An 18,062-nucleotide genomic window follows, 5' to 3' on the forward strand; every position below is an offset into this window, starting at 1 on the left:
GCCAATCGTATAGTGAGATTAGTCTTTACTGGTTTGATTAGAAAAACTCGGCATATCACCTTGTTTGTCAATCTTAGTCAGTATGCCATTATTATCAAATGTCAGTGTCAGAGTTTCTTGACGCACTTTTTGATGGCCTGGCTGTTCACGGAAAACATAATACCAAGTTTGAGTTCCGAAAGGATCTTTCAGCATAGGTGTTCCGAGGGCAAATTGAACTTGCTGCTGTGTCATTCCTTGTTGAACTTTGGCGACTTCGGCTGGTGTTAAATAATTACCCTGATTGATATCTGGGTGATAAACCAGTCTTTCGAACATCGAGCAACCTGAAGTCATTACGACTAAAGATAAGGCGGCAACTTTTAACAGTTTAAAACGCATGGCTATTACATTCCTTTTAGGGTCATAGTGACGATGATAATCGACAATGCAGCAATTGAAAACCTTTCACACTCTGCCTAAGACCCTAAATATCGATAAAAGTTTGTTAATCGTTAGGCTGCCAGCAGATCTTTTGCGTTAGCAAGGGTGTTTTTAGTCACTTCACTTCCTGCTAATAAGCGGGCTAACTCCTGTAAACGCTCTTTTTTAGTTAACAGCTTCATGGTGGTTTCTGTCTCTTCACCATTAGTCTCTTTATTAACAAAATAGTGTTGATGACCACAACCTGCTACTTGCGGTAGGTGAGTAACACACATAACTTGTGTCGATTCGCCTAATTCACGTAATAACTTACCAACAATAGCTGCTGTTGGTCCACTAATACCAACATCCACTTCATCAAAAATCAGCGCGGGTGTATCCATTTTTTTTGCGGTGATCACTTGGATAGCAAGAGCGATACGTGATAGCTCACCGCCAGACGCAACTTTAGAGAGTGCTTGATGAGGTTGCCCCGGGTTGGTGGTGACATTGAACTCAACTTTTGTCGCACCATCAATTTGTAAGACATTTTCATCAAACAATGTATCTACAGTAAGATAGCCATGAGGCATTGATAATTGATGCATGCTATTAGTAATCAACTGGCTTAATTCGTGTGCATACTGTTGACGAATTTGATGAAGTTGTTTTGCTACGTTCAATGCAGCTGCATGATCAATTTTAACTTGTTCCATTAATGCATCACAGTCATCATTTTGGCGTAATAGTGCCTCTTTTTCTTCAATTAGTTGTTGATGCAGTTCATATAGCTCTTCAGGGGTGACGCGATGTTTACGAGATAGACTAATATATTTCGAAATACGTTTTTCTAGTTCGAATAAACGGTTAGGATCCATTTCTAAACGATCACTGTAGTGGCGTAGTTCATCACTCACTTCGCTAATTTGAATACTTGCTTCTTCCAGCATATCTAACAGTGAATTAAATTGGCTCTCCATTGTGGAAAGTTCGCTGATTTCATGTTTGGCCACATTCAGCATACTTAAAATATTTTGTTCTTCGTTATCACTTAAGATCTGCAAACTATTTTGGCTCAAGGTCAGAAATTGACCACAATTAGATAACCTTTTATATTCTTGATCTAATTCAGGGTATTCCCCCGCAACAGGTTGGAACTCGTTAAGCTCTTTTAAGTGATAATCAATCAGTTGTTGCCTTGCTTCTCTTTCTAAAGATTGTTGTTGAAAAGTCGCTAAGGTTTGGCAACTCTGATGCCAGGTTTGATAAGCCGCTTTCATCTTTTTTAATAAAGCAGGTTCATTAGCATAGATATCAAGTAAATGTTTTTGGTAGCGAGGCTCTAATAGTTGTTGATGAGCATGTTGCCCATGAATTTGGATCAGCAATGAGCCAAGCTCTCTTAGTTGAGACAAAGGGACAGAAGTACCATTAATAAAACCACGAGAGCGGCCATCTGCTGCAATGGTTCTTCTTAATAGGCATTCGTTATGATCGTCAAGATGATGTTCTTCTAACCAACGCTGGGCGGAAGGGGTATCAGAGAGTGAAAATCGTGCGCATAAATCCGCTCTAGTGGCACCAGGGCGAACCATATTAGCATCACCACGGTTTCCTAAACACAAGCCTAATGCGTCAATCGCAATAGATTTACCTGCGCCCGTTTCACCGGTAATTGTGGTCATGCCACCAGAAAAGTCGATTTCAAGTTCACGGACTATGGCAAAATGACTAATAGTTAATTGAGTCAGCATAGTGCCTCTCCTGTATAAAAACATATCTGTAATTACATACAGTATAAACTGGTTTTTTATACAGTAAAGTAGCGAGGCACAAAAATCAGAACATTTTTTTTGACCAACCTAATTTTGAGCTGAGTGTATTAAAATAGTTGTAGTCAGTTGGGTGGACTAAGTTAAGTTTTTGTCGACTCCGCTTAATGATTACCTCATCCCCTTCTTTGATAGGTAATACAAGCTGACTATCACAACTGACTTCATAATCAATATTGGTTTGTGAGAATTTTAAGCGAATTTGACTGTCGCTACTAATGACTAAAGGGCGTGAAGAGAGCGTATGGGGAAACATCGGAACCAGCGCAATCGCATCAAGATTAGGTGTAAGAATAGGGCCACCTGCAGAGAGTGAATACGCCGTCGATCCGGTTGGTGTGGTAATAATTAGACCATCAGAACGTTGTGAAAATGCAAAACGATCATCAATATAGACTTCAAACTCAATCATATGCGCCACTTTGCCGGGGTGAAGCACGACTTCATTAATGGCGGTGCCAATCCGTGTTCTTTGTCCTTCAGCACAGACACGAGCTTCAAGTAAGAAGCGTTTTTCTTCACGATAATGGCCTGCTAATACATTAGTTAATTGTTGTAATGCGTTATCAGGATCAAGATCGGTCAGAAAACCTAAGTTACCGCGGTTTACACCAATCACTTTGATATTATAGCGCGATAAAACACGGGCGGCGCCTAACATATTGCCATCACCCCCGACAACAATAACTAGATCAGCGAGTTTGCCGACTTGTGTTAAATCGCCCGTTTGTGCATCGGTGAGTTTTAATTCTTCAGCAACTTGGGTATCGATAATGACGTCATATCCTTTATCAAGGAGCCAATAATAGAGCATTTCATGTGTCGAAAGTGCTTCAGGATGGCGGGGATGACCGACGATGCCAATGCATTTAAATTGTTTTTCTTCCGTTACGGTATTATCTGGCATTTTTTTTACCCTCGTTTAGCGCCTATTCCTTGAAACCCGTTTATTGATCCCCATAATAAACTAAATATGAAGATGAATACTAAAACTACGCGGAGATATTCATGAGTAGTAAAGAACAAAACGTACATGAAGAGCAAGTCTCAAAAGAAAAAGAAGGAATGGAATCGGTAATGAATGAATCTCAAGAGCAAGTGAAAAGCGAAGACGCTCAGGCGGAGTTTGATGCACAAGCTGAGTTAGTTCAAGCGCTTGCACGCGTTGATGAGCTGGAAAAACAGTTGCAGCAATCACAAAAAACGGAACGTGAAGCGATGATCCGTGCTCAAGCCGAAATTGAGAATATTCGCCGTCGTACTCAACAGGATGTTGAAAAAGCACATAAATTTGCGCTTGAGAAATTTTCTAATGAGCTACTACCTGTATTGGATAATTTAGAGCGTGCTTTATCTGCCGCTGATCATGAAAATGAACAAATGAAACCGATGATTGAAGGTTTAGAGTTAACCCTGAAATCATTCTTAGATGCGGTGCGTAAGTTTGGTATTGAAGTCGTTGAAGAAAAAAATGTCGCCTTCAATCCTGAAGTACACCAAGCGATGACATTAATTGATAGCCCTGAGCATGAAGCAAACCATGTCGTTGATGTGATGCAAAAAGGCTATACCTTAAATGGTCGTCTATTACGTCCAGCAATGGTAGTGGTATCGAAATAAGAGCCATAATTCTTATATCAATACGCCAATAAGTCAGGGCGTAGGATAAGTAAACCGCACTTTTGTGCGGTTTTGTGTTTTTATCACTAGCTTATTCAATAGGATCAAGCTGCCAATTAATGGGCGTGCGTCCTTGTTGCGCTAATAGATTATTGGTTTGTTTAAAATGACCACAGCCTAAAAAACCACGATGTGCAGAGAGTGGTGAAGGGTGAGGGGCTTTTAAGATAAAGTGTTTATTAGTATCAATAAAACGACCTTTTTTCTGAGCATGAGCGCCCCAAAGTAGGAAAATAACGCCTTCACGACGTTGATTAATTTGTTCGATAACCGCGTCAGTAAAAACTTCCCAACCATAGTTAGCATGAGAGTGAGCTTGGCCTTTCTCTACTGTAAGAACGGTATTAAGTAGTAATACCCCTTGTTGAGCCCAACTCTCAAGATAACCATGATTAGGTCGTTTGAAGTCAGGGTATTCTTGTTCAAGCTCTTTATACATATTAACTAATGAAGGGGGAGCTGGAACGCCGGGACGTACAGAAAAGGAAAGCCCATGGGCTTGATTGGGGCCGTGGTAAGGATCTTGACCTAAAATCACAACATTAACATTTTCAAAGGGAGTGAAGCGAAAAGCGTTAAATACATCTTCTTGCGGAGGATAAATTATTTTGCCTGCTTGTCTTTGTTGTGCGACTTGAGACAAAATTTGCTGAAAATAGGGTTTTTCTTTTTCAGCACCTATTACATCATGCCAAGTTAATGGTGTAGTCATAACATAAAATCCTTGTTGATATCTTATGGGGCTAAGCTTACCGATTTCACCCATGGAAAGAAAATGTTCCGTCTCGAAAAAATCGAATTAATTGTTATTTAAAATTTTTTTTGAAAATTTACAAAAAAAATTGCAATTGCATGGGTTGTGATTATTGATTTAAAACAAGACTTTGCACCATCACCCGTTATGTCCTTATCAATTTTATTGATATTTATCAAAGAATGACGCCATTTATACTGGTATATAAGTAAACAGAAACATTGGTTAGACCAAATACCCAAATTCTGATATGCCATTAGAATTTGATTTTGTGCCCACATTGGAGATCGAAATGATTACTGGTATCCAAATTACTAAAGCTGATAACGACGATTTATTACATTCTTTTTGGTTGTTAGATGATGAAAACGGCGAAGCACGTTGCATTTGTGCGAAAAAAGGCTTTGAAGAAGGCCAAGTTGTTAGCCGTGATGCATTAGGCAACATCGAGTACCGTGAAGTACCGGTAGAATCTAAACCGGTAGTACGTGTAGAAGGTGGTCAACACCTAAACGTTAACGTATTAAGCCGTGAGACATTAGAAGATGCCGTTAACAATCCTGAGAAATATCCTCAATTGACTATTCGTGTATCCGGCTATGCAGTGCGTTTTAACTCACTGACACCAGAACAACAACGTGATGTAATTACTCGTACTTTCACTGAAAGCCTGTAATTTTCACTAAAAATCATTAAGTAATGATAGAACCTGGTATGTTTATATCAGGTTTTTTTGTTTATCAATAAAGAAGATAATATAAAAAACCGCCGTTATTTAATAACGACGGTTTTTTATTATGGTTCAAAGTAACGTAAAGAAGACAGATTATTGTTGCTCTGTTTTTATATGATTAGTTTTTTCCGCAGTGATGGTGGTTTTATCAGTAGCGGTTTTACGGCGTTTACCAATATTTTTACGATCGCGTGCGCGTACTTTCTCTTTTACGTTTTTTTTCTCTTCTACTTTTTTCGCTTTGCGTTTTGCTAATACTTTTTTAGAAGGCTTAAATGATGCTTTTTGACTAGGGGCTTTAGTCACTGGACGTAATTGGGCTACAACACGATATTTAATCGGCTCTTGGATATAACGGCTAATTTTACCAAGTAGCGGATAATCGTGTGCTTCAACTAATGAAATGGCAGTCCCTTTACGACCCGCTCGACCTGTACGGCCAATACGGTGCAAATAAACATCAGCTGTGCGCGGTAAGTCAAAGTTAAAGACGTGGGTAATATCTTCTAAATCAAGACCTCGAGACGCCACATCTGTCGCAATCAGCACATGCATTTTGCCAGACTCTACACGTTTAATCGCTTCGTTACGTTGTGTTTGAGCCATTTCGCCTTCAAGGTAGCTGGCTTTGATACCTTGTTTTTCTAATGCTGCGGCTAACTCTCTGACTCGCTCTCTTTTACGTACAAAAACAATCGATTTTTTAACTTCTTCTTGTTTGAGTAAATGTGCAAGTAAGGCAGTTTTATGGTCAAGATTATCTGCATGATAGTAAAATTGTTGAATTTTTTTACGCTCACGACGAGAAGGGTCAGCGTTCAGTTCAACCGGTTCATTAAGAATTCGCTGTGCAAAATCAATCACAGCATTGCCTTCTAATGTGGCTGAAAAGAGTAATGTTTGTTTACGCCAACGAGTTTCCCCAGCAATAGTTTCAATATCGTTAGCAAAACCCATATCTAACATACGATCAGCTTCATCGAGGATCAGCATTTCAACAGCACGACAGTCAAAGTTCTCTTCTTTGATGTACTGCAATAAGCGACCTGTTGTAGCAACAACAATATCTTGGTTCTCACTAAAAACTTCTGCGTGATTCATATAAGCAACACCGCCGGTGATAGTGGCGATGTCTAGATGGGTATGAGCGCATAATTCTTTTGCTTGATCAGCGACTTGCATAGCAAGTTCACGGGTAGGGGTTAAGATCAGAACACGAGGTGGCCCTGATTTTTTTCGTGGATAATCAAGTAAATGTTGAATAGCAGGAAGTAAGAATGCCGCTGTTTTCCCTGTACCCGTTGGTGCAGAGCCTAATATATCACGTCCTTCCATTGCGGCAGGGATAGCTTCTGCTTGGATAGCAGTAGGACGTTGATATCCTTTTTCTTCTAATGCGGTCAATAAACTTTCATCAAGTTCAAGACTGGAAAATGTCGTGGCTGTCATTGTATACCTCTATTTAGGGCGCGGATTTTGACATTATCCTCTGTTAAAAGCCAGAGGATTTACCGCTATCACATTATATATCATCGATTGTTTCAGCTATGTGTTGTTTTTTAGGCTTAAAGTCAATAAGCAAGCATCGAATATAAAGCGTTTAATGTTAAGATAGAGGTAGCAAAAAAGTTATCTTACCATATATCGCTTTTTCTATTATATGGATTGCGTTCATTCTAAGAATAGAAAGAGTTATACAAATCATTAGAGCGATTCAATGAAGCAAAAGAAAGTAAAGAAAGCAGGTTTACGCAAAGGCGGGTTTACATTTAAACAATTTTTTGTCGCTCATGATAAGTGTGAAATGAAAGTGGGTACTGATGGCGTTTTATTAGGTGCTTGGGCGCCTATCACTAAAGCAAAAACGGTGCTTGATATTGGTACGGGAAGTGGATTAATTGCCTTGATGTTAGCGCAACGTGCCCCGCAGGTTGAGCGTATTGATGGTATTGAACTTGATGAAGATGCCGCATTACAGGCGAGTGAAAATGCGCAACAATCACAGTGGAGTTCGTTAATCCATATTTATCATCATGATATTTATCAATATGCGCAACAAGCGCCAACTCGCTATGATCTTATTGTGAGTAATCCACCCTATTTTGAGCCAGCGGTTGCATGCCGTAACCAAGAGCGCGAGCAAGCCCGTTATACGAAAACATTGACCCATGAAGGTTTGCTTGACAGTGCACAACAACTTATTACAGATGAAGGCCTATTTTGTGTGGTGTTACCCTATTTAATCGGTGAACAGTTTATTGAAATCTCACAAAGAAAAGGGTGGAATGTCGTACAGCGAGTTAATATTAAAGATAGTGCAGATAAGCCTTACCATCGCATATTGCTAGCCTTTCAAAGACAGTATCAAGGCGAAACTAAACCATGTAATATTGAAGAGCTGATTATCCGCAATAATGACGGTCATTACACAACCCAGTTCCAATCTTGGGTCACAGATTTTTATTTATATTATTAAAGACTAATGTTGCCGTTAATATTACATTGTTTAAGATTGTATATATTGTTGTAAATAAAGGTATATATTTAAATTATCACATTGTGTTATCGCTTTTTTCTTGGCAAATTGCAGATTGGTTGGTGATTACAACGACAGTTTTTTGTGATTCATCTCTTATTATTATAATTGAATTGAACTTCATTCTATTTTAATGCTCTAACGTAAGTAGCTCATAAAAACGAGAAGGAATAACGAGAGTAATATGACGGAGTCATTGAAAAATAGTTTGAGGCTTGACTTCGGGAGAGTCCATCTCTAATGAGCGAGCAGTTAACGGACCAAATGTTGGTCGAGAAGGTACAACTGGGTGACCAGAAAGCGTTTAACTTGCTAGTTATCCGCTATCAGCACAAGGTAGCAAGTCTGATTTCCCGTTATGTACCTCAGGGTGATGTGCCAGATGTTGCACAAGAAGCCTTTATAAAAGCCTATCGAGCTATTGGATCATTCCGTGGTGATAGCGCATTTTATACGTGGCTTTATCGCATCGCTGTGAATACAGCTAAAAATTATCTGGTAGCACAAGGGCGGCGTCCGCCTTCAAATGACTTAGATGCGAGTGATGTTGAAAATTTTGAAACATCAAACGCATTAAAAGAAATTTCGAACCCTGAGAATTTAATGTTGTCTGAAGAGTTACGGAGAGTAGTTTTTCAAACCATAGAGTCGTTACCCGAAGATTTAAGGGTTGCTATTACACTTCGGGAACTTGACGGCTTAAGCTATGAAGAGATAGCCGTTATTATGGATTGCCCTGTAGGTACAGTTCGTTCACGTATTTTTAGGGCGCGAGAAGCTATTGATAATAAGGTTCAACCATTAATACAAGAGTTATAAGATGGCTGAACCCTCATTCACTGAAGGGTACTTTTACATGCAAAAAGAGAAACTTTCTGCATTTATGGATGGCGAAGTTCTTGATAAAGAATTAATGGGATCGATTGCCCGTGATGAATCTATGAAAGAAACATGGCAACGTTACCACTTAGTTCGTGATGCAATGCGTGGTGATGTAGGAGAGGTTATCCACTTTGATATCGCAAGTCGCGTAGCACTCGCTTTAGAAAATGAGCCAGTCCGCATAAGTCCTGAACAACAGCAAGAGCAGCAACCTGCGCCTTCTCAATGGCGTCAGCACTCTTTCTTACAAAAATTACGTCCTTGGGCTAGCCAGTTAACACAAATTGGTGTTGCTGCCTGTGTGTCATTAGCTGTCATTGTGGGTGTTCAGCAATATAATGGCAACAATAGCGCTGAGGATTTCCAAGTTGATACGCCGGTGTTTAATACTCAACCTATTATGGGGAATGGGGCACCAGTCAGCTTAAATTTACAAAGTGATAATTTAGGCCAAAATCAACAAACACGTCTACAAGAGCGTAATCAACGCCTTGGACTTATGTTGCAACAGTATGAGTTAGATCGCCGTATCTACAATGCACCACAAGATGAAGTGCCTGTAGCATCGCAAAACACAACTCAGCAACAGGCTCAGTAATCATTGTGGTATCAATTTATAATTACGTGTAGGAACAATAGAGTCGTAATGAAAAAATCATGGTTATCCGCTTTACTTTTAGCGGGTTACCTATCAATACCAACACAAGCCTTGGCACAACCTCAAATAGGAAATGCCGAGGCTTTGTTGCAAAAGATGGGTGATACAACGCAAACCGCTACTTACGAATTATCTTTTATTAATATCAATTCTCAAGGTATTGTTCCTATTCGTTATCGTCATGCACTTGTCGATGGTAAACCTGTAGCACAATTAATGCAGATGGATAGCACTCGTCGAGAAATCGTGCAACGAGGGAATGAAATCAGTTATTTTGAACCAGGTTTAGATGCGTTTAGTTTGCGTAATGAACATATCGTTGATTATCTCCCTGCAATCATTTATCAAAATTTTTCTGAACTCGCTGAGTATTACAATTTTATTGATGCGGGAAGAACGCATATCGGTGACATTCCAAGTCGTGTTGTTCGTGTGCTATCAAAAAATAATGACCGTTATGAATATGTCTTATTTATTGATGAAGAGAGATATTTGCCATTAAGGGTCGATCTGCTTGATAAAAATAATGACGTTATTGAACAATTTCGGGTGATCACCGCTAATCAAAATAAAGAAATCATCAGTGAGTTAGATTCACTCAATAAAGTGAATATGCCCCCGCTATTGTTGATCCCCAAAGCCACTCAAGCACTGAATTACAATTGGCGTGTGACAACGTTACCAGAAGGATTTAAAGAGGTAAAACGTAGCAATCATCAAATTGCTGAAAATGAATTTAGTCAATCTATTTTATATAGTGACGGCTTATTCGATTTCTCTATTTATGTTAACAAAAGTGGTCAGCAATTAAATTCCCCCGAACGTGATAAGGCATTGAGATATGGTCGTAATACAATTTATACCTATGATAAAGATGGCAATGAAATTACCTTTATTGGACAATTGCCATTTATAACAGCACAGAAAATCGTCAACAGTGTGGTGTTTACCAAAAAGTAAAAGGTATAAGTTATGGTTAAAGAGTGGGCAACAGTCGTACATTGGCAACAAGGGAGGGCTTTACTACGTTATGGCTCATCGTCCGGTTGCGGGAGTTGCCAAGCTCGAGCAGCTTGTGGCTCTTATTTATTAAATAAAATAGGTCCTGAAACTGTTCATCAGTTAGAACTTCCTGTTGAGCAACCTTTAGTGGTGGGGCAAAAAGTGGAAGTTGGTATCCCAGAAAATAGTTTACTTCGCTCCGCTATGTTGGTTTATCTTACTCCTTTGCTGGGATTATTTATCGTTGCAGGGATAGCCAGCCTGTGGCTTTCTAGTGAGTTGGCTATTTTTTGTAGTGGTTTAGTGGGGGGAGTGTTAGGCTTTTTATTAGCTAAAAATATTGCCCACTGGTGGAGTAAAGATGAAGGATTTGAACCTATTATTTTACAAATAGGACTTCCACCTAATGAATTGCAAGTACAATATCAAGAATAATGATAAAGAATGAATATGATAAAAAATGGGGCATAGGCTCCATTTTTTTGTTATTAAACTTATTTTATGGTTCTGATCTTTTTTATTGATAGATAAAAATCAAATTTCTATCTAGTGAAAGTGCAGTTACGATGCATAAATAAAGGTAAGCTTTATCATAAATGTTTGTGTTTGATGAACGTTTCTTTGAGTATAATGTCTCTAGTGTGTAGAATGCGTCATCAATCATAACTCCTGCAATATAGAGTTTTCGCTTTGTGTCCATGAACGACGCTAAAGCCAGATTTATAGAGCAAAGCAATAGAGAAAAATAATTTCAGAATGAAAAACATACGTAACTTTTCCATTATCGCACATATTGACCACGGTAAATCGACGCTATCAGATCGAATTATTCAAATTTGTGGTGGCTTAACAGATCGTGAAATGGCTGCGCAGGTTCTTGATTCTATGGATCTTGAGCGTGAGCGTGGTATCACCATCAAAGCACAAAGCGTAACACTCAATTATACCGCTGATGACGGTGAAGTTTATCAGCTTAACTTTATCGATACGCCAGGACACGTTGACTTCTCTTATGAAGTTTCTCGCTCTCTTGCCGCTTGTGAAGGTGCTTTACTGGTTGTCGATGCAGGGCAAGGGGTTGAAGCCCAAACATTAGCAAACTGTTATACGGCGATAGATATGGATCTTACTGTCGTTCCGGTATTGAATAAAATTGATTTACCTGCCGCAGAGCCTGAGCGTGTCGCTGAAGAGATTGAAGATATTGTCGGTATTGATGCGACCGATGCAGTGCGTTGTTCTGCTAAAACCGGCGTGGGTGTAAAAGAAGTGATTGAACGTCTGGTGAAAGAAATACCTGCGCCAGAAGGCGATCCTGACGCGCCTCTACAAGCACTTATTATTGACTCTTGGTTTGATAATTACCTTGGTGTTGTCTCACTTATCCGGATCAAAAACGGTAAAGTCAACAAAGGCGATAAAATCAAAGTGATGAGTACAGGGCAAGTTTATAATATCGACCGTATTGGTATTTTTACGCCTAAACAAGTTGATACAACATCGCTAAGTTGCGGTGAAGTAGGCTGGGTAGTTTGCGGTATTAAAGATATTCTTGGTGCCCCTGTTGGGGATACATTAACAGCCGCACAGAAGCCTGCAGACAAACCATTACCGGGCTTTAAAAAAGTCAAACCACAGGTTTATGCGGGGTTATTCCCGGTCAGTTCTGACGATTATGAATCATTCCGTGATGCATTAGGAAAATTAAGCTTAAATGATGCGTCACTCTTTTATGAGCCGGAAAGTTCATCCGCATTAGGATTTGGTTTCCGTTGTGGTTTCTTAGGCCTTCTCCATATGGAGATTATCCAAGAGCGCTTAGAGCGTGAATATGATCTTGACCTGATCACCACAGCGCCAACAGTAGTTTATGAAGTGGAAATGACCAATGGTGATATCATCATGGTTGATAGCCCATCCAAACTACCAGCACTGAACAATATTGAAGAGATCAGAGAGCCTATTGCGGAATGTCATATGTTACTACCGCAAGAATACTTAGGTAATGTGATTACTTTATGTGTCGAAAAACGCGGCGTTCAAACTAATATGGTCTATCATGGTAATCAGGTTTCATTAACTTATGAAATTCCGATGGCTGAGGTGGTATTAGATTTCTTTGACCGTTTAAAATCAACCTCTCGCGGTTATGCTTCGTTAGATTATAACTTCCTGCGTTTCCAAGGCTCCAACATGGTACGTGTTGATGTCTTAATTAATGGTGAGAGAGTCGATGCACTTGCATTAATCACCCATAATGATAACGCACCGTATCGTGGCCGTGAGTTGGTGGAAAAAATGAAAGAATTCATTCCACGTCAACAGTTTGATATTGCGATCCAAGCTGCAATTGGCAATCATATTATTGCTCGTTCAACTGTTAAACAGTTACGTAAAAACGTATTAGCTAAATGTTATGGTGGTGACGTTAGCCGTAAGAAAAAACTGTTGCAGAAACAGAAAGAAGGTAAAAAACGTATGAAGCAAATTGGTAATGTCGAGTTACCACAAGAAGCGTTTTTAGCCATACTGCATGTTGGTAAAGATAAATAATTTAAGGAGAAAATATGGCTAGCACGTTTGCCTTGATCCTAACGTTGGCAACGCTAATTACGGGTATTTTTTGGTGTATAGATCGTTTTAAATTAAAGCCAGCCCGTAAAGCGAAGTTAAAACGTTTACAAGAGTTAACGCAGGGAAGTGAGGATCAGCAAGAGTTAGCAAAATCGATTAATAAACCAAGCTGGGCAGAGACATTAGGCTCTCTGTTTCCTGTATTGGCGATTGTATTGATTTTGCGTTCCTTTGTGTATGAGCCGTTTCAGATCCCATCTCGTTCGATGATGCCGACTTTATTAGTCGGTGATTTCATCTTGGTTGAAAAATTTGCTTATGGATTAAAAGATCCTATTACACAAACAACCTTGATTAGTACGGGTAAACCTAAACGTGGTGATATTGCGGTATTTAAATACCCACGTGATCCATCAACTGACTTTATTAAACGGGTGATTGGTCTACCGGGGGATAAAATTGTGTATGACATGACGTCGAAGAAATTACACATTTACCCAAATTGTAATAAAGCAATATGTGATGATGAAATAGCGGTAACCTATGGTACAGCGTATCCTAGTGAATGGACATTACTGTTACAAAGTGTACCTGGTGGTCAACGTATTAGCGGTATGAAATCGATTCCGATTGAAGAGCCAATTTCTACAGCTACGCAATTTCGCCAAGAAGAGAGAATTGAAACGATTGGTGATGTCTCTCATCGTATTATGACTATTCCGGGAGATGTTACTGTACCTGAATTTATTCAACCGGGATTACCTCAAGGTACGTGGATTGTCCCTGAAGGTCAGTATTTTATGATGGGTGATAACCGTGATGGTAGTTCAGATAGTCGTTTCTGGGGTTTTGTGCCTGAGCAAAACTTAGTCGGTAAAGCGACAACGATTTGGATGAGCTTCGAGAAACAAGAAAATGAATGGCCGACAGGTGTTCGTTTCAGCCGTATTGGTGGCATTAAGTAATTTTTAACAAAATAGCTACAGCATTCCTTTCTATCTCAGTGTAGAATATGCCACTTCTTTAAACATGATTGGCTCCTGTATAAACAGGAGCCAGTGCAAACGCAACAGTTCTGTTATTCAACCCGATAATATCTCGTTGTTTTTAAACAGGTTTGTTGCGTGTGCTTCAAATTAAGTAATGGAAATTGATCGCACATGAATACTCTATTAGTTAACCAGTTACAAAAAAAACTGGGTTATACTTTTAAACAAAACGAATTACTTTTACAGGCACTTACTCACCGTAGTGCAAGTAGTAAACATAATGAACGCTTAGAATTTTTAGGTGATTCAATTCTAAGTTATGTCATTGCTAATGCGCTTTACCATCGTTTCCCTCGTGTCGATGAAGGGGATATGAGCCGGATGCGTGCAACCTTAGTGCGAGGTAATACCCTCGCTGAACTAGCACGTGAATTTGAACTCGGTGAATGTTTACGGTTAGGGCCGGGAGAATTAAAAAGCGGTGGTTTTCGTCGCGAATCTATTTTGGCCGACACAGTAGAAGCGTTAATTGGTGCTATTTTTCTTGATAGTGATATTCAAAATATCGAAAATATCATCTTAAAATGGTATGAGAATCGCTTGGCTGAAATCAGTCCGGGTGATAAGCAAAAAGATCCTAAAACTCGCTTGCAAGAATATTTGCAAGGGCGTCATTTACCACTACCTTCTTATGTTGTTGTACAAGTACGTGGTGAAGCTCATGACCAAGAGTTTACGATCCATTGTCAGATAAGCGGTATCGACCAACCTGTTAAAGGGATGGGTACAAGCCGTCGTAAAGCTGAACAAGCCGCTGCTGAACAGGCATTAATACAATTGGAGCTTGAATGAGCGAAGAACAAACCTATTGCGGATTTATTGCGATAGTCGGTCGCCCTAATGTAGGGAAATCAACATTACTGAACCAATTATTGGGGCAGAAAGTTTCTATTACTTCACGTAAGCCACAAACCACCCGTCACCGTATCATGGGTATTGATACTGATGGTGCATATCAGGCTATTTACGTGGATACCCCAGGCTTGCATATTGAAGAAAAGCGAGCCATTAACCGTTTAATGAACCGTGCAGCAAGTAGCTCTATTGGTGATGTTGAACTGGTTATTTTCGTTGTCGAAGGAACCAATTGGACGCCTGATGACGAAATGGTATTAAACAAATTAAAATCACTACGTTGTCCTGTGCTATTAGCGATTAATAAAGTTGATAACGTTACAGATAAAACCAAGTTACTGCCACATATTGGTTTTTTAAGTCAACAAATGGATTTTCTAGATGTAGTGCCGATTAGTGCTGAAAAAGGCATGAATGTCGATACTATTGCTAAAATAGTGCGTAACTGTTTACCTGAAGCCATTCATCATTTCCCAGAAGATTATATTACTGATCGCTCTCAACGTTTTATGGCGTCAGAAATTATTCGTGAAAAATTGATGCGCTTTTTAGGTGAAGAATTACCTTATTCTGTGACGGTTGAAATTGAACAATTTGTTACTAACGATCGCGGTGGATATGATATTCACGGTTTGATTCTGGTTGAACGTGAAGGCCAGAAGAAAATGGTGATTGGTAATAAAGGCGCTAAAATCAAAAAAATCGGTACGGAAGCCCGCATGGATATGGAAGATTTATTTGAAAACAAAGTTCATCTTGAACTTTGGGTGAAAGTAAAAGCGGGTTGGGCGGATGATGAACGTGCTTTACGTAGCCTTGGCTATGTGGACGATTTAAAATAGTAGGTTACTGAAGTGGAAGGCTGGCAACGTGCATTTGTTATCCATGCTCGGCCTTACAGTGAAACGAGTTTATTGCTCGATTTTTTCACTGAGAATGAAGGGCGAGTGCGCATATTGTCAAAAGGTGCGCGCGGCCGTCGCTCTCCTTTAAAAGGAGCTCTTCAACCTTTTACTCCCTTGCTCATTCGTTGGAGTGGGCGAGGTGAGATAAAAACTCTCCGTGATGCTGAGCCTATCTCTTTAGCATTACCATTAACAGGCACAGTACTTTACAGTGGTCTGTATCTCAATGAATTACTTTCTCGTGTTTTGGAAAATGGCACATCATATAGCACGCTTTTTTTCGAATACTTATCTTGTTTGCAAATCCTTGCTGCCAGTGAAACCACTCCAGAAGCTGCTCTAAGACGCTTTGAATTAGCGTTATTAACGCAATTGGGTTATGGCCTAGACTTTTTGCATTGTGCAGGAAGTGGTGAACCAGTTTCTGATACCATGACTTATCGATACCGAGAAGAAAAAGGCTTTATTGCCAGTTTGGTGGTTGATCACTATAGTTTTACTGGATTGGAATTAAAATCGCTGGCAAAACGAGAATTTCCTACGGCTGGCACATTGAAAGCAGCAAAAAGGTTTACACGAATGGCATTGAAACCTTATTTAGGTGGAAAACCATTAAAAAGTAGAGAGCTGTTTCGGCAATTTGCTATTAAAAAGTGTGCGAAAAAAAGCGTATTGATAGAGGATAAATAATATTGTCTTTTTCTTCTCTATGGAATGTGTAAACTAAGGTAATACAACGTTATTTTTCAGGAGAAGAGCATGTCTGATATTCTACTTGGCGTTAATATTGACCATATTGCAACCCTACGTAATGCCCGTGGTACAACTTATCCCGATCCGGTTCAAGCGGCATTTATTGCGGAACAAGCGGGTGCTGATGGGATCACTATTCATTTACGTGAAGACAGACGTCATATTACCGATCGTGATTTAATGCTGATCAGCCAAACGGTTCAAACAAGATTAAATTTAGAAATGGCGGTAACAGAAGAGATGATTGAGATTGCTTGCCAAACTCAACCTGACTTTTGTTGTTTAGTGCCTGAAAAACGCCAAGAAGTGACCACAGAAGGTGGTTTAGACGTGGTTGGTAATGAAGAGAAAGTGGCTGATGCGATTAAACGTTTATCATTAGCGGGGATTAAAGTCTCTTTATTTATTGATCCTGACCATGAGCAAATTAATGCAGCAGATCGTGTCGGCGCACCTTTTATTGAAATTCATACCGGTGCTTATGCTGACGCTGAAGATGAACAGGCTCAAGAGAAGGAGTTTGTTCGCATTCGTGATGCGGTAACCTATGCAGCGTCTAAAGGTTTAAAAGTCAATGCAGGTCATGGTTTGCATTATCATAATGTACAACGTATTGCTGCATTACCTGAACTTTATGAACTCAATATTGGTCATGCGATTATTGGTCGAGCGGTATTTAGTGGGCTTGCACCAGCCGTTGAAGAAATGAAACGCCTAATGAGAGAAGCGCGTCGCTAATGGCTATTGTTGGTATAGGTATGGATATCGTTGAGATATCACGTATTGAAGAGATAATAGGGCGTTCAGGAGAACGCCTCGCGCGACGTATTCTTACTGATAATGAATGGATTATATATCAATCACATAAACAACCTGTTCGTTTTTTAGCTAAACGATTTGCGGTAAAAGAAGCCGCAGCCAAAGCATTAGGTACAGGCATTCGCTTAGGATTGGCATTTAACCATTTTGAAGTCGCTAATGATGAATTAGGTAAACCAACATTGCACTTTTTAGCTGTGGCAAAAGAGATGGCGCAAAAAGCGGGAATAAATGCTATTCACGTGACACTGGCTGATGAGCAACGTTACGCCTGTGCAACCGTTATTTTAGAAAAATAACGCTTAAATTTATTCCCGATTGCGTTTGCTTAGATTTTGTCAGCGTGGTGGATCAGTACAAACTTTTCCCATAATTCATCTTGCGATTCAGTATGAGCAGGATCGATGATAATTGTATTCGTGATAGGGCATACCGACTGACAAGTCGGTTTATCATAATGTCCTACACATTCAGTGCAAAGATCAGGATTGATTTCATAAATATCATTCCCCATTGAAATGGCATCGTTAGGACATTCGGGTTCGCACATATCGCAGTTGATGCATTTCTTCGTAATTAGTAAAGCCATATCAGTCACTTAATATATAAATTATTAAATTACAGTAAC

General features: G+C 39.6%; 20 protein-coding genes. 14 read left to right on the forward strand and 6 right to left on the reverse strand.

The window, feature by feature from the left end; all coding sequences use genetic code 11:
• Nucleotides 1–18 precede the first annotated feature (18 nt).
• The 3 genes from bamE to nadK all read right to left on the reverse strand — a co-directional run bounded on the left by bamE (nt 19) and on the right by nadK (nt 3,141).
• Nucleotides 19–381, reverse strand: coding sequence for an outer membrane protein assembly factor BamE (gene bamE, locus AACV01_RS13430; protein ID WP_004243912.1), 363 nt, complete (start codon nt 379–381; stop codon nt 19–21).
• 113 nt (nt 382–494) lie between these two features.
• A complete protein-coding gene (gene recN / locus AACV01_RS13435; protein ID WP_049211185.1) occupies nt 495–2,156 on the reverse strand; it encodes a DNA repair protein RecN in 1,662 nt (553 codons plus the stop codon).
• Nucleotides 2,157–2,241: 85 nt separating this feature from the next.
• Nucleotides 2,242–3,141: an NAD(+) kinase gene (gene nadK / locus AACV01_RS13440; protein WP_004243910.1), complete on the reverse strand. Its 900-nt coding sequence runs from the start codon at nt 3,139–3,141 to the stop codon at nt 2,242–2,244.
• A gap of 101 nt (nt 3,142–3,242) precedes the next feature.
• On the opposite strand from nadK, the gene grpE reads away from it, so the two are divergent.
• A complete protein-coding gene (gene grpE, locus AACV01_RS13445; RefSeq protein ID WP_004243909.1) occupies nt 3,243–3,854 on the forward strand; it encodes a nucleotide exchange factor GrpE in 612 nt (203 codons plus the stop codon).
• 91 nt (nt 3,855–3,945) lie between these two features.
• Here the strand turns inward: grpE and ung are convergent, their stop codons facing one another.
• Complete coding sequence (ung, locus tag AACV01_RS13450; RefSeq protein ID WP_012368143.1) at nt 3,946–4,626, reverse strand: uracil-DNA glycosylase; 681 nt, start codon at nt 4,624–4,626, stop codon at nt 3,946–3,948.
• A 334-nt stretch (nt 4,627–4,960) separates the two neighbouring features.
• Between ung and grcA the strand changes: the two genes are divergently transcribed.
• Entirely contained in the window at nt 4,961–5,344 is a 384-nt protein-coding gene (grcA, locus tag AACV01_RS13455; protein WP_004248459.1) for an autonomous glycyl radical cofactor GrcA, read from the forward strand.
• Between the two features lie 150 nt (nt 5,345–5,494).
• Here grcA and srmB read toward each other — a convergent pair whose 3' ends face one another.
• The gene (gene srmB, locus AACV01_RS13460; RefSeq protein ID WP_004243902.1) at nt 5,495–6,850 is read right to left on the reverse strand and encodes an ATP-dependent RNA helicase SrmB; all 1,356 of its coding nucleotides are present in this window, start codon (nt 6,848–6,850) and stop codon (nt 5,495–5,497) included.
• 268 nt (nt 6,851–7,118) lie between these two features.
• Between srmB and trmN the strand changes: the two genes are divergently transcribed.
• The 12 genes from trmN (at nt 7,119) to acpS (ending at nt 17,733) form a co-directional block, all read left to right on the forward strand.
• The gene (trmN, locus tag AACV01_RS13465) at nt 7,119–7,877 is read left to right on the forward strand and encodes a tRNA(1)(Val) (adenine(37)-N(6))-methyltransferase TrmN (protein ID WP_012368142.1); all 759 of its coding nucleotides are present in this window, start codon (nt 7,119–7,121) and stop codon (nt 7,875–7,877) included.
• 300 nt (nt 7,878–8,177) lie between these two features.
• Entirely contained in the window at nt 8,178–8,756 is a 579-nt protein-coding gene (gene rpoE, locus AACV01_RS13470) for an RNA polymerase sigma factor RpoE (protein ID WP_004243899.1), read from the forward strand.
• 37 nt (nt 8,757–8,793) lie between these two features.
• Entirely contained in the window at nt 8,794–9,417 is a 624-nt protein-coding gene (gene rseA, locus AACV01_RS13475) for an anti-sigma-E factor RseA (protein WP_012368140.1), read from the forward strand.
• Between the two features lie 48 nt (nt 9,418–9,465).
• Nucleotides 9,466–10,437, forward strand: coding sequence for a sigma-E factor regulatory protein RseB (rseB, locus tag AACV01_RS13480; RefSeq protein ID WP_161683099.1), 972 nt, complete (start codon nt 9,466–9,468; stop codon nt 10,435–10,437).
• Between the two features lie 12 nt (nt 10,438–10,449).
• The gene (gene rseC / locus AACV01_RS13485) at nt 10,450–10,914 is read left to right on the forward strand and encodes a SoxR-reducing system protein RseC (RefSeq protein ID WP_161683101.1); all 465 of its coding nucleotides are present in this window, start codon (nt 10,450–10,452) and stop codon (nt 10,912–10,914) included.
• Nucleotides 10,915–11,235: 321 nt separating this feature from the next.
• A complete protein-coding gene (gene lepA / locus AACV01_RS13490; RefSeq protein ID WP_004243894.1) occupies nt 11,236–13,032 on the forward strand; it encodes a translation elongation factor 4 in 1,797 nt (598 codons plus the stop codon).
• 14 nt (nt 13,033–13,046) lie between these two features.
• The gene (gene lepB / locus AACV01_RS13495) at nt 13,047–14,018 is read left to right on the forward strand and encodes a signal peptidase I (protein ID WP_004248458.1); all 972 of its coding nucleotides are present in this window, start codon (nt 13,047–13,049) and stop codon (nt 14,016–14,018) included.
• Between the two features lie 195 nt (nt 14,019–14,213).
• Nucleotides 14,214–14,894: a ribonuclease III gene (gene rnc, locus AACV01_RS13500; protein ID WP_004248457.1), complete on the forward strand. Its 681-nt coding sequence runs from the start codon at nt 14,214–14,216 to the stop codon at nt 14,892–14,894.
• Nucleotides 14,891–15,799, forward strand: coding sequence for a GTPase Era (gene era, locus AACV01_RS13505; RefSeq protein ID WP_004243892.1), 909 nt, complete (start codon nt 14,891–14,893; stop codon nt 15,797–15,799). The genes rnc and era overlap by 4 nt, the downstream gene beginning before the upstream one ends.
• A gap of 12 nt (nt 15,800–15,811) precedes the next feature.
• Entirely contained in the window at nt 15,812–16,552 is a 741-nt protein-coding gene (gene recO, locus AACV01_RS13510) for a DNA repair protein RecO (protein ID WP_004248456.1), read from the forward strand.
• 69 nt (nt 16,553–16,621) lie between these two features.
• A complete protein-coding gene (gene pdxJ / locus AACV01_RS13515; RefSeq protein ID WP_004243888.1) occupies nt 16,622–17,353 on the forward strand; it encodes a pyridoxine 5'-phosphate synthase in 732 nt (243 codons plus the stop codon).
• A complete protein-coding gene (gene acpS, locus AACV01_RS13520; protein ID WP_004243887.1) occupies nt 17,353–17,733 on the forward strand; it encodes a holo-ACP synthase in 381 nt (126 codons plus the stop codon). The genes pdxJ and acpS overlap by 1 nt, the downstream gene beginning before the upstream one ends.
• A gap of 29 nt (nt 17,734–17,762) precedes the next feature.
• Here acpS and AACV01_RS13525 read toward each other — a convergent pair whose 3' ends face one another.
• Nucleotides 17,763–18,023, reverse strand: coding sequence for a YfhL family 4Fe-4S dicluster ferredoxin (locus AACV01_RS13525; protein WP_004243886.1), 261 nt, complete (start codon nt 18,021–18,023; stop codon nt 17,763–17,765).
• Nucleotides 18,024–18,062: the final 39 nt, after the last annotated feature.

Origin of the sequence: Proteus sp. G2609 (assembly GCF_963896135.1) — a bacterium.
Lineage (GTDB): Bacteria > Pseudomonadota > Gammaproteobacteria > Enterobacterales > Enterobacteriaceae > Proteus > Proteus mirabilis.